The sequence below is a fragment of the Lyngbya sp. PCC 8106 genome (assembly GCF_000169095.1).
Taxonomy (GTDB): domain Bacteria; phylum Cyanobacteriota; class Cyanobacteriia; order Cyanobacteriales; family Microcoleaceae; genus Capilliphycus.
Genome location: NZ_AAVU01000050.1, coordinates 15,495 through 30,004, shown reverse-complemented (window position 1 = coordinate 30,004; position 14,510 = coordinate 15,495). Strand labels below are relative to the sequence as shown.

The following is a 14,510-nucleotide window of genomic DNA, read 5'->3' as shown; positions in this document are numbered from 1 at the left end:
CTCTGATCTTAAGAATAGACTGTCCGATCAATTTTCTCTCTGTTGATTCCTGTACATTAATTTTTTGATGGGTTGCATCTATGTCAACTCCTGAATATCAATCTCAAGATCGATCTCAAAATCAGCAAGACAACAGTTCTAAACCTCTGTCCGATCAATTTTTAGTCTGTGGCTTAGGAGGTATGGGACAACATTGTGTCGCCGCACTCAAAGCCTATGGAGTCCGAGTCAGCGCTATTGAATTAGTGCATTCTGAACAATGGGAAATCCCCAACTTCCTCAGCTTATTAGAGCATTTAATCATCGGAGATTGTCGTGATCCGGTTCTACTCAATCAAGTAAAAATTCAACAATTTCGCTGTGTCTTAATCGTCACCTCTAACGAACGTATTAATGCCGAAACTGCTTTAATTATTCGCAAACTCAGCCCTCATTCCCGCTTAGTTGTTCGTTCCTCAAAAGAAAACCTAAACCAACTTCTCAGCCAACTGTTAGGCAACTTAGTCGCCTATGAACCGACTCAACTCCCCGCTTTTGCCTTTGCTTTAGCGGCTTTGGGGACTGAAATTTTAGGATTTTTTAACTTAGAAGGCTACCGAATTCAAATCATTCAACGCCAACTGAGTCCGAATGATCCTTGGTGTAATCGTTCGAGTTTACAAGATCTTAATAGTCGCAGTCGTCGTTTAATTTGTCATCTTCCTAAAGGTTCATCTCAACCCTTAAAAGTTCATGCCTGGGAACCCAATATTCAGCCCTCTGCGGGTGATACAATTATCTATGTTGAAGTGCTTGAACAATCATTTTCTCAATTCTCTCAAACGAAAACACCAACAACAACCCCCTCTTTTAGACATATCTTACGAAATTTACTCCGAAACCTAAGTTGGCAGTCTCTCCAACAACAAATCATTCAATATTGGCAACAGAGTGAACAACAACCCCTGCGACGAGTTGCCCTTTTTTGTGGTTTGTTAGTTTTTGTTTTGTCGATCATTGGAACACTATTGTTTCGTTCTTATTATCCTCAAACCACTTATTTGAGCGCTTTTTATGGTGTGGCAATTTTGCTCTTGGGTGGTTATGCGGATATTTTCGGCAAGTTTGAACCCATTACTGAAATTCCGGGGTGGTTACAGTTGTTTGCTTTGGGGCTGACTTTAGCCGGAACCGCTCTCGTTGGGGTGTTGTATGCGTTGTTAACTCAAGCCCTTTTAAGTGCAAGATTTCAACTCACTCGAAAACGTCCACCCATTCCTCAAAATAACCATCTGATTATCATTGGTTTAGGTCGAGTTGGTCAACGGATAGCAGTTTTTTTACAAGAGTTTAAACAAGCGATTGTCGGAGTTACAGAAAATGCCCAATTTGACTTTACTTTATTACCCTCTATTCCTCTAATTATTAGTAATTATGCAGATGCTCTCAATAAAGTTAATCTCTCGACGGCAAGAAGTGTTGTGATTGTGACGGATGACGAGATTTTAAACTTAGAAATTGGCTTGATGGTACGCAATATTAATCCTCATTGTCATGTGGTGATTCGGACAATGGAACAAAGTCTCAGTGAGAGTTTAACTCAGTTATTACCTCATACTCAGGCGTTATGTGCCTATGAAGTGGCTGCTGAAGCCTTTGCAGGAGCAGCATTTGGTGAAAATATTCTGAATTTATTTCGCCTGGGAAATGATACGATTTTAGTGACAGAATATCAGATTGAAGTCGGAGATACGTTGCATGGTTTGCTGTTGTCGGAAGTCGCTTATGGTTATGGTTTAGTACCAATTTTACATCAATCTGAAGACAAATTACCTCGGTTTATTCCTTCTGATGATATTCTACTTTCAGATGGCGATCGCATGGTCGTCTTAGCAACAACAGAAGGATTACGAGCCGTTGAACAAGGGATTAATATTGCCCCAAAAACAACAAAAGTTCATCTGAAAAAAGCACGCACATCCGATGCTGCTTTTGAAGGGGCAAATGTGATCGTGAGAATTTCAGGCTGTCAACTGAGTCTGGCTCGAAATTTGATGAATCATCTACCCGCAACTTTACCAATTCCACTATATAAACATCAAGCTCATCGTTTGGTACAAGAACTGCGAAAATCGCAAGTATTTGCTCATATTTTATAATAGAGTATTTGTTGAGTTGGACAATATTTTATAAAGTTTAACCTAATGATAATCTAAAGATATTGACCTGTTAATCTCAAGCTTCCAAACTATGGATAGTCAAAGTAAAGGGGGAATTTAGAAGTGTGGTAAAAGAAACTGCGGTGGAAGTCATTGATCTCACCAAAACCTTCAAGGGTAAAATCGCCCTGCAAAAGGTCAGCTTTACGGTAGAATCCGGAGAAATGGTTGCCTTGGTGGGGGCATCAGGTTCGGGGAAATCAACACTTCTGCGTCATCTCAATGGTTTAGAACGGGGCGAGAGTGGTGTCGTCAAAGTTTTTGATTTTTCTCTACAATCTGAGGGAAAATTTCACTCAAAAATCCGACAATTGCGAAGCAACATGGGTTGTATTTTTCAGCAATTTAATCTCGTGAAACGTTTAACCGTAATCGAGAATGTCCTCGTTGGTAATTTAGGTCAAATTTCTCTCGCCCGTTCAGCTATTCGTTATTTTACTAAAGCTGAAAAAATACAGGCTTTATGTGCATTAGAACGAGTCGGTATTTTGGAACAAGCCTACAAACGTGCTTCTTTGTTATCAGGAGGTCAGCAACAACGGGTTGCCATTGCTCGTTGTTTAGTTCAAGGCGCTCGAATTATTTTAGCAGATGAACCGATTGCTTCGCTAGACCCCGAATCGGCTCGGAAAGTCATGGAATTGTTGAGCGAATTGAACCAACAAAACGGAATTACCGTGATTAGTTCTTTGCATCAAGTGCAGATGGTTCAGCGCTATTTTCCTCGTGCAGTTGCTCTGAAACAGGGAGAAGTTATTTTTGATGGATTAACATCTAATCTTGATCAAAACCGACTCAATCAACTCTATGGAAGTGCGGCTAAAGAATTAGTTTTAAGTGGACATGGAGAATGAGTTTAAATCTCAATTTCCGATTTCAGCCCTAAAAATTGTCAAGATGTCACTCAAAGGAACAAATGGAAAGACGCAACTTTTTAAAATCTACTTCTTGGTTTATTTTATCGCTTGGTGGAGCAAAACTTCTCGCGAGTTGTTCACCCAGTTCGACGACTTCTGAAACTCCAGCCAACTCAGGAATAGCAGAAGCTGAAGCGGTTGCTGATACTAACGCCCAAACCCAGTCATTCTCTGATCTTAAAGAACTGAATTTTGGGATTATTTCTACTGAGTCTCAAGCCAATCAAAAACCCATTTGGGAACCGTTTATTCAGGCGATGTCTGACGAACTCGGAATGCCGATTAATGCTTTCTATGCAACTTCTTATAACGGAGTCATTGAAGCCATGCGTTTTGGACAAGTTCATCTCGCTTGGTTAGGTGGAAAATCCTATATTGAAGCAGCGAAAATTGCTAACGCAGAAGCCTTTGCTCAAACTGTCGGCCTTGATGGTTCTAAAGGTTATTACGCTTATTTGATCACCAATAAAGATAACCCAATTGTGTCACAAATTGTGAACGAAGATGGCGATCAATATGTGATTAAAAATGCCTCTGATCTGACCTTTGCTTTTAATGATCCGAACTCGACTTCAGGTTTCTTAGTTCCGAGTTATTATGTGTTTGCCAAAAACAATGTCAATCCGAAAAAAGTGTTTAAAAAGCTCATTTTTTCAGGAAATCACGAAGCCACAGCCTTAGCCATAGCGAATAATCAAGTTGATGTGGCAACCAATAATAGTGAATCTCTAAGTCGCTTAGAAAAAACTAATCCAGCCGCCCGAGAGAAAATTCAAGTGATTTGGACTTCCCCTGAAATTCCGAGTGATCCCATTGCCTATCGTCGAGATTTACCAGAGGAGTTGAAAACAAAAATTAAAGATTTCTTCTACAACTACAACGATGAAACGGTATTAGGGCCGTTAGAATGGTCGGGTTTTATTGTCGCAGATGACAAAAATTGGAATGCCATTCGAGAATTGGAAATTGGAAAGCAAATTCTAGAAATACAAGAAAATGAAAATATGGATACAGCCGATAAAGAGAAAAAACTCAATGAGTTGAACGAACAGTTGAAAGCAGTGCAAGGTTAATTCTATTGATTGTTTATTCCCCTAAATCCCCAAACTCTGAGTTAATGCCCCCGTGATGGGGTGATGGGAAGAGGTATTTTTTAAACATGAAAAATAGCTTTTTATTAATAAAAATCCTCCCGACCTCCCTACCTCCCCACCTCCCAACAAATCAAGTTTTAGGGCAACGAAACGGCCCTGCTGATTCTGGGGGACTTGAAATTATACCTCTAATACAAGGAAACTTTGCAATGGGAGGAATTTGGGGGAATAAATTATTTGTTTTCTATTCAATCTTTGAAAAATTTTGAGCATGAAAGATCATCATAGCAAATTGAAATATTCTGATTCATCTGTTAAACTATTGGCATCTCCTGCTGTCTTAGAAACCCTATCTCAAGAACAAAAACAAGTCACAACAATACGAATTTTATTTCTACTTGTAGCAATAGGGGTGCTAATTTTTTCCTCTATTCAAAGTGAAGTTAACTTTCCCTTATTGTTTAGAAATAGTAACAATATGGTCGAATATACTCGATCTTATTTCCCCCCTGATTTTTCCGACTGGCGATTTTATCTAGAAGATACCATCATCACAATTTCGATGGGACTTTGGGGAACATTAATGGCTGCAATTGCTGCAATTCCCCTCTCATTATTAGGATCAGAAAATGTTTGTCCGGTGTGGATAGTGCAACCGATTCGTCGAATATTAGATACGATGCGAGCGATTAATGAAATCGTATTTGCATTAATATTTGTGGTAGCGGTTGGTTTAGGGCCTTTTGCGGGAGTCTTAGCGTTATTTGTGCATACAACAGGTATATTAGGGAAGTTATTTTCTGAAGTTGTAGAGTCTATTGATCCAGGGCCAGTCGAAGGAATTCGGGCGACAGGCGCTCAAAAAATTCAAGAGATTATTTTTGGTGTTCTTCCGCAAGTGATGCCGTTATGGACATCCTATATTTTATATCGATTTGAGTCGAATGTTCGTTCGGCTTCGGTATTAGGAATTGTTGGTGCAGGAGGAATTGGGGTTTCGCTTTATCAGAGTTTCCAAGCCTTTCAATATCAAAAAGTATGTGCCATTTTAATCATTTTAATTGTGGCGACATCGACTATAGATTTTCTGTCATCCAAACTCCGAAATTGGCTAATTTAATCTTAAAATTAGTTATTATAAAGACATCCAAATGTTAAAATCAAGGTCAGTTTATCAACTTAAAATTTAGGAGTTAGATATGGTACAGATGATTGCTTTTTTGATGCTAGGACTAGCCACCGGAATAATCAGTGGATTAATTGGGATCGGAGGAGGGGTTTTATTAACTCCGGCTTTGGTTTATTGGTTTGGGTTTTCTCAACATTATGCTCAAGGAACAACACTCGCCCTATTAGTCCCACCGATTGGTCTTTTGGCAGCTTGGAGCTATTATCAGGAAGGTTATGTTAACATTAAAGTTGCACTTTTAATCTGTATTGGATTTTTTCTGGGCGGATTTGTGGGCGGAAAACTCGCAGGCTTAATTCCCGAATTGTACTTAAAACGTATATTTGGTGTAGCAATGTTGATCGTTGGATTTAGGATGATTTTATCGAAATAAACCCACACCCAAAATTAAACGAAATTTAACCCAAAAATTAATAGAGTTTAACCTTGATTGATTAAGGTCACAAGTAGATGGTGAGGAGTCTATTGTGATTTTTCTCAAGATATTCTGTGTTGCTATTCTTCTACTCCTGTTAGGAGACTTCATTTCGACATTTTGCTACCACGTTCCCGAACATATTTTTGGTAAATTCCATGCTGTTGTTCACCATAGTCCGAACCGTAGCTTTGTTCGCTATGCCATTTTGACTAAGAAACCTGTCGCTTTGATCACGGGTTTTTTTGGGGCATTTCCTTACTTAATGTTTATTCCTCTATTTTGGATTATCTCACCGATTGGCACAATTTTAGGATTGATTTTGGCAGAATGTCATGTTGAGTGGAGACACGTTTCTCTAAAACAGTGGGAAACTCCAACTCCAGTTAAACAGATTTGCAAAATCTTCTGTATTACAACCCCCGAACGACATTGGGAACATCATCTCAATTCTCGGGTTGCCTTTGGTGATATCTTTACCTTTTATGACAAACCTGCTCAAGCTTGGTTTAGGGTTTTATTGAGATGGAAAAAGCAGTTTCGAGCCAGATACAGTTAAAGTTTCGTTCAGATTCAAACTGATTCAAACTCAAATTGTAATTTTGATGATCGCTTGGAATTGAGAGCATCTTATGACTCATTTTCAAACACCAATTCCATGCGATCTCCCCGAAATCTGGTTACGCCATATTCGACAATACGACCATCTTGATCAACATTAATTGATTCTGTTAATAAAATCGGATAATTCAGAGGAACTCTCAGAAAACGCGCATCTTGGGGACGAACAACCCGAGCAGAAACCCGCGTAGACTGACGAATATGATCGCAGCCATAAACTTCTCTGAGAAGCTGCGAAATTGACCACATTTTATGTTGAAAAGATAAAATATTAGGGAAGCAAGACAGCGGAAAATGCCCCGTAGAAATGCTAATCGGTTGGTCATCAACAAAAGTTAAACGTTCAATCAGTGCCACTTTATCGCCAGAGGAAAGCTTCAAATTACTCGCCACCGAGGAGCTAGCTGAGATTTCAACAGCCCGCAACAATTGAAAGGTTGTTTCTAGCCCTTGCTCGATCATCGCGGCGTTGTAGCGAACCCGTCTGCCAATCGGATATCGAATCGGTATTCCCGCAACAAAAGTACCGCGACCCTGATCAACACGCAACAATCCTTCACTTTTGAGCAAAGCAATCGCCCGTCTTACCGTATGGCGGTTTACGCTGAAATGTTCGCTCAACTGATTTTCGGTCGGTAATTTATCACCAACCTGATAAACTCCCTGATTGATATTTTGTCGTAACTCATTGGCGATTTGAGCGTAAACAGGCATAGTATTAGGGTTCATTCGAGATCTGATATCAAGGTGAACCTTGTCAATTTTGACAAAGTTAGGTACTTTGTGACTAGCGGCTTTAATTGTCTAGACAAGTTGAATCAACTTCATTAATCCTTAAGCATAATTAATTATGTCAAATCTTGCCCAACGACAGGCTTGGATGGCAACTTTAGCAAAAGCTTCGTTAGAGCAATTGCAAGAAAAAATGGCAGGGCTAGAACCTTTGCCCCAATACAGTTTCTTGCGTCCGCCAGAGATTGGTTTAACCCAGGTCAGGGGTCGAGCCGGAGGTACAGGACAGATTTTTAACTTAGGAGAAATGACATTAACTCGCTGTGTAATTAAACTTCATTATCAACCGATAATAACAGGTTTTGGTTATGTTGCGGGGCGATCACATCTTCATGCTGAGTTAGCGGCTTTGGCCGATGCTTTGATGCAGCATAATAACTGGTGCGAACGAGTCCAAAAAATAGTCATAGAACCCCTGCAAGCTGAGGCAATTCATCAACAACAAACTCAACAATCACAAACCGCTTCAACCCAAGTTAATTTCTTTACTTTAGCTAGAGGAGAATAAAATGATGGACACATTAGTTCCCTCAATGATTTATCAATAAAATCGTTATGGAAATTACTCAATTACCCGGGTTTCAAGATGATGTTCACGATGCTCAAATTACGTTCAGAACTCTTTTAAATGCCCTCTCCTATCCGGGAACCTCTCAAGAGATTTGTATTCAACTCACGCCTCCACCTGGATTAACATTAGCTTGTGCTGCGGCTTGCTTATCTTTACTTGATTTAGACACAACTATTTGGTTGAGTTCAGAGTTTGAACCTGATGTCAAAGCGTGGTTAAAATTTCATACAGGTTGTCATTTTACAACTCATCCTCAAGCTGCAAATTTTGCAATTATTCAGAACCTAAGTGATAGACTATCTCTAGGTAATTTTAATTGGGGAACCGCAGAAAAACCCGAACTCTCGACAACTTTATTGATCCAAATAGAATCATTAGCAACCTGTGAACCGATTCGCTTAAATGGGCCAGGAATTTCTGAGGAACAAGTTATCAAACTTCCCTTAGATTCAAGTTTTAGAGAGGAGTGGAAGAAAAATCATCAGAGTTATCCGTTAGGAATTGATGTCTTTTTATTTGGGGAAAATACCATTATTGGTTTACCCCGAACAACGAATTTAAGTCTATAGATTTCATCAACAAATTAGGAGTGTATTGAAATGCCCTATGTAGCAGTTAAAGGCGGACAACAAGCGATAGAAAATGCAGAAACATTGTTAAAAGCGTTACGACGAGGCGATCCAAATACACCCGAATTAACCATAGAACAAATTAAACAACAACTGTCTTTAGCCGTAAATCGAGTCATGTGTGAAGGTAGTTTATATGACCCAGATTTAGCTGCTTTAGCGATTAAACAAGCTTGGGGAGATTTAGTAGAAGCAATCTTTTTGATTCGAGCCTATCGTACAACTTTACCCCGATTTTACAACAGTCAACCGTTAGAAACCAGTAAAATGAAAATTCAACGGCGAATTTCTTCTATTTTTAAAGATATTCCCGGCGGACAAAAATTAGGCCCAACTTTTGATTATATTCATCGGTTATTAGACTTCAAATTAGCAGCAGAAGGAAATAATACTCCCACACCGCCAACCGCATCTCCCAACGAAGAAGCTGTTACTTCTGTTTTGAATCTGTTAGGAGAAGAAGGACTAATTCAAGACGAACCCCCCGAAGAAAATCAGCCCTTTGACTTAACTCAAAATCCCTTAAAATTTCCCGCAGAACGAGATGAACGACTGCAAAATTTAGCCCGTGCAGATGAGGGATTTTTGCTGAGTTTAGCCTATTCAACTCAACGAGGATATGGTCGCAATCATCCCTTTGCTGGAGAAGTTTGTATGGGAGAAGTAGAAGTGATTATTTGCCCAGAGGAGTTGGGTTTTGAAGTTGCAATTGCTGATATTACCGTCACAGAAGTTCAAATGGTTAATCAGTTTTCTGGAAACCAAAAAATGTCACCTCAATTTACACGCGGATATGGATTAACCTTTGGGTTTAATGAAAGAAAAGCAATTTCGATGGCATTAGTTGATCGAGCTATGCGAGCTAAAGAATTTGGGGAAGACATCATGGGAATTGCTCAAGATGAGGAGTTTGTTTTATCCCATTCTGACAACGTTCAGGCGCAAGGATTTGTGCAGCATTTAAAGTTACCTCATTATGTCGATTTTCAAGCAGAATTAAACTTGGTTCGACAGATGCAACAAGAACAGATTAATAGTGATAATTCTTCGGTTCAAGAATCTGATTCAATCAATCCTGATCCTTCCCAAAACGGACAATCTTCTTATTCTCCTAAAAATTACTCAAAGTTATCTTCTTAGCCTGGTTTATAATTGATCTATGCGAGAAGTCTGAATCAAAGGAGATTTTACAAATGTCAGCTTTAACTGTTAAAGATTTGGAACACTTACAACGTCAAAACCCAGATTATCAGATGGAATTAGTTGGGGGAGAAATTATCATTATGAGTCCATCCGGGTTAGGAATTAACAATTTCATAAATTTGGATGTCTGAATTTTAATCCTTTATTTTAGAATAAACTCACTCAAAAATTAACTATGATTTCTGATTCCCAAAAGACATCTTACGAAGGGTTTAACTTTGCCTATCTAGACGAACAAACTAAACGTTCAATTCGGCGAACTATTTTAAAAGCGGTTGCAATTCCAGGTCATCAAATCCCGTTTTCCTCTAAAGAAATGCCGATGTCCTACGGTTGGGGAACGGGAGGAATTCAAGTCACTGCTTCTGTGATTGGAAAAACAGATGTGTTAAAAGTGATTGACCAAGGTTCAGATGATACGACAAATGCTGTTAATATTCGGCGTTTTTTTGTTAAAGTTTGCAATATTAAAACAACAGAAAAAACCTCAGAAGCTACTTTAATTCAAACTCGACATCGGATTCCAGAAACGCCTTTAAAAGAAGGTCAAGTGATGGTTTATCAAGTTCCTATTCCTGAACCGTTGCGCTGGTTAGAACCCTCAGAAGTGCAAACTCAAAAAATGCACGCCCTAGAAGAATATGGTTCAATGTACGTTAAACTCTACGAAGATATTACAAAATATGGTTATATTTCTACCTCTTATGATTATCCGGTTATGGTCAATCATCGCTATTTAATGAGTCCAAGTCCTATTCCTCGGTTTGATAATCCTAAACTCAATAATTCTCCAGCGTTACAACTCTTTGGGGCGGGACGAGAAAAGCGAATTTATGCAATTCCTCCCTATACTTCTGTGGAAAGTTTAGACTTTGAAGATCATCCGTTTTCAGTGGAAAAATGGAATAAACCCTGTGAACTTTGTGGGTCAACAGAAAGTTATCTGGATGAAGTCATAATGGATGACCAAGGGACAAGAATGTGGGTGTGTTCCGATAGTGATTATTGTCAGCAGCAACAACAAAAATAAGGTATAATTAAACCAAAGTTATACACAAAACTAGAATCAAAAATGAAGGTGAGAAATCATGTTAAAGTTTTATCACACTCCCTTATCTGTTAATAGTCGTCGGGTTTGGGTAATGCTTTTAGAAAAGCAAGTTGAATTTGAAGAAATCGTTCTCAGCTTACAAGGAGATCAATTTGACCCTGAGTATTTAACATTAAATCCCTTTCATCATATTCCGACTCTCGTTGATGATGATTTTACCGTGATTGAATCTCTAGCGATTTTAGATTATTTAGAAGCGAAATATCCGACTCCTAGTTTTACGCCCAAAAACGCCAAACAAATCGGAACGATGCGAATGGTTGAATTCGTAACAGTCAATGAACTTTTACCCACAAGTTTACCCCTTTTAAAACAGGTCGTTGGTTTACCGGAAGATCCGAACCAACCCTTAGAAAAAATTCACCAAAAAATTACAACAATTTTTGACTTTTATCAAAAGTATTTAGGTGAAAATCCTTATTTAGTCAGCGAAGAAATGACCCTAGCTGATATTGTAGTTGGGACTGTTATCCCCACCTTAAAATATATGAATGTTTCCCTAGAAAATCATCCTCAACTTCAAGCTTGGTGTGAACGGTTGATGTTACGAGAAAGTTGGCAAAAAACTGAACCCCAGCCCGAAGATATTCAAGCTTCCTACGCTCGAATTAAAGCCATTTTAACCCAAAAATCTCAATGAATAAGATTCAATCTTTGCTGACGGTCGAAAATCTCAGTAAAACTTACGGTTTGACTCAAGCCTGTAACGATATTTCTTTTAATCTTCATCAAGGTCAAGTGTTAGGAATAGTTGGCGAATCTGGTTCGGGAAAATCAACTTTACTCAAAGCAATTGCTGGATTATTAGCTATCGAACAGGGTAAAATTCACTATTTAAACCGTCAAGAAAAATGGCTAGATTTTCAACAGATTTCTGAATCCCATCGGCGTCAACTGATGCGAACAGAATGGGGGTTTGTTCAGCAAAATCCTCGGGATGGTTTACGCATGAATATCACAGCAGGTGCGAATATTGGTGAACGTTTAATGGATATTGGTATCCGAAATTATGGTAAGATACGTCAAGAAATTGCCTATTGGTTAGAACAGGTTGAAATAGATTGTCGTTGGATGGATGAACTTCCCACTACTTTTTCTGGAGGAATGCAGCAACGGCTACAAATTGCCAGAGTTTTAGTGACTCAACCCCGTTTAATTTTAATGGATGAACCCACCGGAGGATTGGATGTTTCGGTACAAGCAAGATTGTTAGATTTATTACGTTCTTTGGTGAGAACTTTAAATTTAAGTGTTATTTTAGTGACTCACGATATCGGAGTTGTACGGTTACTTGCTCATCGGTTATTTATAATGAAAAATGGTAATATTGTTGAAAGTGGATTAACGGATCAAGTGTTAGATGATCCTCAACATCCCTACACCCAACAGTTAGTGAGTGCTACTCTAATTCCTTAGTTAATCTCCTCAAAATCACAAAAAATGAGCAAAAATGCAACTAAAACATCAACGGATTGAGTCTGTAATTTCTGACTCAGATGATTCTATTTTACTCAAAGCTGAGAACCTTTCTAAAGGCTTTACTTTACATAATCAAGGCGGTGTTTCTTTGTCTGTTTTAAAAGAAATTTCTCTCCAAGTTAAATCAGGAGAAGGAGTTGCATTATCCGGAAAATCAGGTTCAGGAAAGTCTACCTTTATGCGATTACTTTATGGGAATTACCGAGTTGATAGCGGTTCAATTTGGATAAAACATCATCAAAACTGGGTGGATTTAACTCAACTAGAACCCCACGAACTCTTAGAAGTGCGACAGATAACAATCGGCTATGTTAGTCAATTTTTACGAGTTATTCCTCGGGTTCCTGCGTTAGAGGTTGCGGTAGAACCTTTACTAGAGTTAGGGGAAAATATAGACACCGCTTATGAAAAAGTTCAACAGCTTTTTATTCACCTTAATTTACCCGAACGACTCTGGAGTTTATCTCCAACAACGTTTTCAGGTGGAGAAAAACAACGAGTTAATATTGCTCGGGCTTTATCGGTAGATTATCCAATTTTACTCTTAGATGAACCGACTTCTGCTTTAGATGAAAGTAACTCTCAAGCCGTAATCCAACTGTTACAAGAACGTCAAGCCAAAGGTTCTGCTTTAATTGGAATCTTTCACGACGAAGGAGTTAGAAATCAGCTTTGTCTGCGAGAATTAACCTTTGGTGATTAGATCCATAATGACTTTGAATTAAACTTCGTAATCAACTGCAAGAATCTCTGCTAAAATGGGCTTGATCAAATTCTGCACCACAGCTTGATGATCCGGATGCGGAGTATAAGCCTCCAAAGCTGTTTTATCTGTAAATTTGACAACTAATCCATGCTGAAATCCCTGAGAGCGTTCAGAAAAATTGGTTCCACAGGATAAGTCTATAATACCGGGAATTTTAGCTTTTAATTGTCCTAATCCCTCTAAAGCACCTGCAATCGCTTCTGGTGTAGCTTCTTCTGTCCATTTAAACAAAACAATGTGTACAATCATTCTCGTTGATATCCCAATCATCTTTATAAACGCCTTTAGGATTTTAGCAGAATTTTCGTTACAATATTAAAGTTTGAGAATTAAAAATTCTAATTAAGTTTAGATTAACTAACAATTAAGAAACCATGAATGAACAAATTTACACCAATTATCGCCTACAACTTCCAGACCAAGAATTGATAGGAACTTTAGTCGTTCGTGAGGGCAAAATTGCAGACATTCAACCCGGCGTTGTACCTATAGGTCAAAATGGTCAGGGAGACTATTTAATGCCAGGATTAATCGAACTCCATACCGATAATTTAGAAAAATGTATGTCTCCTCGTCCGAGCGTTAAATGGCCGTTAGAAGCAGCCGCAACTTACCATGATCGGGATTTAATTGGTGCAGGAATTACAACGGTTTGTGATGCGATTGGCATTGGAGATATTAAACCCGGTTCTAAGCGGATGAGTCATTTTAGACCGATGATTGAGGTAATTTTAGAAGGACAAAAAACAGGAAGATTTACAGCCGATCATCGCCTACATTTACGATGTGAACTCTCCTATGATCAAGTTTGTGATGTCGCCAGTGACTATAGTGAACATCCCTTACTTTCGCTCATTTCTGTCATGGATCATACACCCGGACAACGACAATTTGTAGATGTAAAAAGATACACAGAATATTATATGGGAAAATATGGATTTTCTGCCCACGAAATGGAAAACTTTGTCAAAATGCGTCGTGATTTGCAACAAAAATATGCAGAAAACAATCGCAAATCTATTATCCAACTTACTCAAGCCAAAAATATTTCTCTAGCCACTCACGATGATGCCACTGTCGAACACGTTCAAGAAGCCGTTGAAAATGGGGCAACCATTGCTGAATTCCCAACCACATTAGATGCAGCCAAAACCGCTCACAAATCGGGTTTAAAAGTGTTAATGGGTTCACCAAATTTAGTGTTAGGTGGATCACATTCAGGTAATATATCCGCGATGGAACTGATTCAAAAAGATCTCGTTGATATTCTTTCCTCTGATTATGTTCCTCACAGCTTGTTACAATCTATTTTTATCATTGCCAATCAGCTTAAAAAACCTCTTTATCAAGCTATAAAATTAGTCACCAGCAACCCTGCAAAAGCAATTAATTTATTTCAAGAACGAGGGAGTTTAGACATCGGGAAACAAGCAGATTTAATCACTGTTCATAATGATGGCATCGTTCCCCGCATCACTTCTGTAATTCGTCAAGGTCAACGAGTTGCATAATAGCTCAAAATTAA

The 14,510-nt window shown here is 38.7% G+C and carries 17 protein-coding genes; 15 read left to right on the top strand and 2 right to left on the bottom strand.

From position 1 onward, the window contains the following. The first annotated feature begins 80 nt into the window (after positions 1 to 80). The 6 genes from L8106_RS24805 to L8106_RS24775 all read left to right on the top strand — a co-directional run bounded on the left by L8106_RS24805 (position 81) and on the right by L8106_RS24775 (position 6,372). Positions 81 to 2,138: an NAD-binding protein gene (locus tag L8106_RS24805; RefSeq protein WP_009787264.1), complete on the top strand. Its 2,058-nt coding sequence runs from the start codon at positions 81 to 83 to the stop codon at positions 2,136 to 2,138. 125 nt (positions 2,139 to 2,263) lie between these two features. Continuing rightward, positions 2,264 to 3,052 carry a phosphonate ABC transporter ATP-binding protein gene (phnC, locus tag L8106_RS24800; RefSeq protein ID WP_009787263.1) on the top strand — a complete coding sequence of 263 codons (789 nt, stop codon included), beginning with the start codon at positions 2,264 to 2,266 and terminating at the stop codon, positions 3,050 to 3,052. 62 nt (positions 3,053 to 3,114) lie between these two features. Beyond that, positions 3,115 to 4,188, top strand: coding sequence for a phosphonate ABC transporter substrate-binding protein (phnD, locus tag L8106_RS24795; protein WP_009787262.1), 1,074 nt, complete (start codon positions 3,115 to 3,117; stop codon positions 4,186 to 4,188). A gap of 292 nt (positions 4,189 to 4,480) precedes the next feature. Further along, entirely contained in the window at positions 4,481 to 5,329 is an 849-nt protein-coding gene (gene phnE / locus L8106_RS24785) for a phosphonate ABC transporter, permease protein PhnE (RefSeq protein WP_009787260.1), read from the top strand. A gap of 79 nt (positions 5,330 to 5,408) precedes the next feature. Beyond that, positions 5,409 to 5,771: a sulfite exporter TauE/SafE family protein gene (locus L8106_RS24780; protein WP_009787259.1), complete on the top strand. Its 363-nt coding sequence runs from the start codon at positions 5,409 to 5,411 to the stop codon at positions 5,769 to 5,771. Positions 5,772 to 5,865: 94 nt separating this feature from the next. Then, on the top strand, positions 5,866 to 6,372 hold the full coding sequence (locus L8106_RS24775; RefSeq protein WP_009787258.1) for a sterol desaturase family protein: 507 nt from the start codon (positions 5,866 to 5,868) through the stop codon (positions 6,370 to 6,372). A gap of 71 nt (positions 6,373 to 6,443) precedes the next feature. On the opposite strand, the gene phnF is transcribed toward L8106_RS24775, so the two are convergent. Continuing rightward, on the bottom strand, positions 6,444 to 7,163 hold the full coding sequence (phnF, locus tag L8106_RS24770) for a phosphonate metabolism transcriptional regulator PhnF (protein WP_039897170.1): 720 nt from the start codon (positions 7,161 to 7,163) through the stop codon (positions 6,444 to 6,446). Between the two features lie 121 nt (positions 7,164 to 7,284). Here phnF and phnG point away from each other — a divergent pair, with 121 nt between their 5' ends. Genes phnG through phnL form a run of 8 tightly spaced genes read left to right on the top strand, consistent with a single transcriptional unit; the run spans position 7,285 to position 12,922 of the window. Then, positions 7,285 to 7,734, top strand: coding sequence for a phosphonate C-P lyase system protein PhnG (gene phnG, locus L8106_RS24765; protein WP_009787256.1), 450 nt, complete (start codon positions 7,285 to 7,287; stop codon positions 7,732 to 7,734). Positions 7,735 to 7,781: 47 nt separating this feature from the next. After that, positions 7,782 to 8,366 carry a phosphonate C-P lyase system protein PhnH gene (gene phnH, locus L8106_RS24760; protein ID WP_009787255.1) on the top strand — a complete coding sequence of 195 codons (585 nt, stop codon included), beginning with the start codon at positions 7,782 to 7,784 and terminating at the stop codon, positions 8,364 to 8,366. A 30-nt stretch (positions 8,367 to 8,396) separates the two neighbouring features. Beyond that, the gene (locus tag L8106_RS24755; protein ID WP_009787254.1) at positions 8,397 to 9,566 is read left to right on the top strand and encodes a carbon-phosphorus lyase complex subunit PhnI; all 1,170 of its coding nucleotides are present in this window, start codon (positions 8,397 to 8,399) and stop codon (positions 9,564 to 9,566) included. Between the two features lie 53 nt (positions 9,567 to 9,619). After that, entirely contained in the window at positions 9,620 to 9,760 is a 141-nt protein-coding gene (locus L8106_RS32590) for a Uma2 family endonuclease (protein WP_009787253.1), read from the top strand. 44 nt (positions 9,761 to 9,804) lie between these two features. Beyond that, positions 9,805 to 10,659 carry an alpha-D-ribose 1-methylphosphonate 5-phosphate C-P-lyase PhnJ gene (locus tag L8106_RS24750; protein WP_009787252.1) on the top strand — a complete coding sequence of 285 codons (855 nt, stop codon included), beginning with the start codon at positions 9,805 to 9,807 and terminating at the stop codon, positions 10,657 to 10,659. Positions 10,660 to 10,717: 58 nt separating this feature from the next. Further along, positions 10,718 to 11,380, top strand: a complete 663-nt coding sequence (locus L8106_RS24745) for a glutathione S-transferase family protein (RefSeq protein ID WP_009787251.1) — start codon at positions 10,718 to 10,720, stop codon at positions 11,378 to 11,380. Continuing rightward, positions 11,377 to 12,156 (top strand): phosphonate C-P lyase system protein PhnK, encoded by a 780-nt coding sequence (gene phnK, locus L8106_RS24740; RefSeq protein WP_009787250.1) that lies wholly within the window; start codon positions 11,377 to 11,379, stop codon positions 12,154 to 12,156. The genes L8106_RS24745 and phnK overlap by 4 nt, the downstream gene beginning before the upstream one ends. Positions 12,157 to 12,190: 34 nt before the next feature. Beyond that, complete coding sequence (gene phnL, locus L8106_RS24735; RefSeq protein WP_009787249.1) at positions 12,191 to 12,922, top strand: phosphonate C-P lyase system protein PhnL; 732 nt, start codon at positions 12,191 to 12,193, stop codon at positions 12,920 to 12,922. Positions 12,923 to 12,940: 18 nt separating this feature from the next. Here phnL and L8106_RS24730 read toward each other — a convergent pair whose 3' ends face one another. Next, on the bottom strand, positions 12,941 to 13,234 hold the full coding sequence (locus L8106_RS24730) for a Dabb family protein (RefSeq protein WP_009787248.1): 294 nt from the start codon (positions 13,232 to 13,234) through the stop codon (positions 12,941 to 12,943). Positions 13,235 to 13,359: 125 nt separating this feature from the next. Here L8106_RS24730 and L8106_RS24725 point away from each other — a divergent pair, with 125 nt between their 5' ends. Next, a complete protein-coding gene (locus L8106_RS24725; RefSeq protein WP_009787247.1) occupies positions 13,360 to 14,496 on the top strand; it encodes a phosphonate metabolism protein PhnM in 1,137 nt (378 codons plus the stop codon). The last annotated feature ends 14 nt before the right edge of the window (positions 14,497 to 14,510 follow it).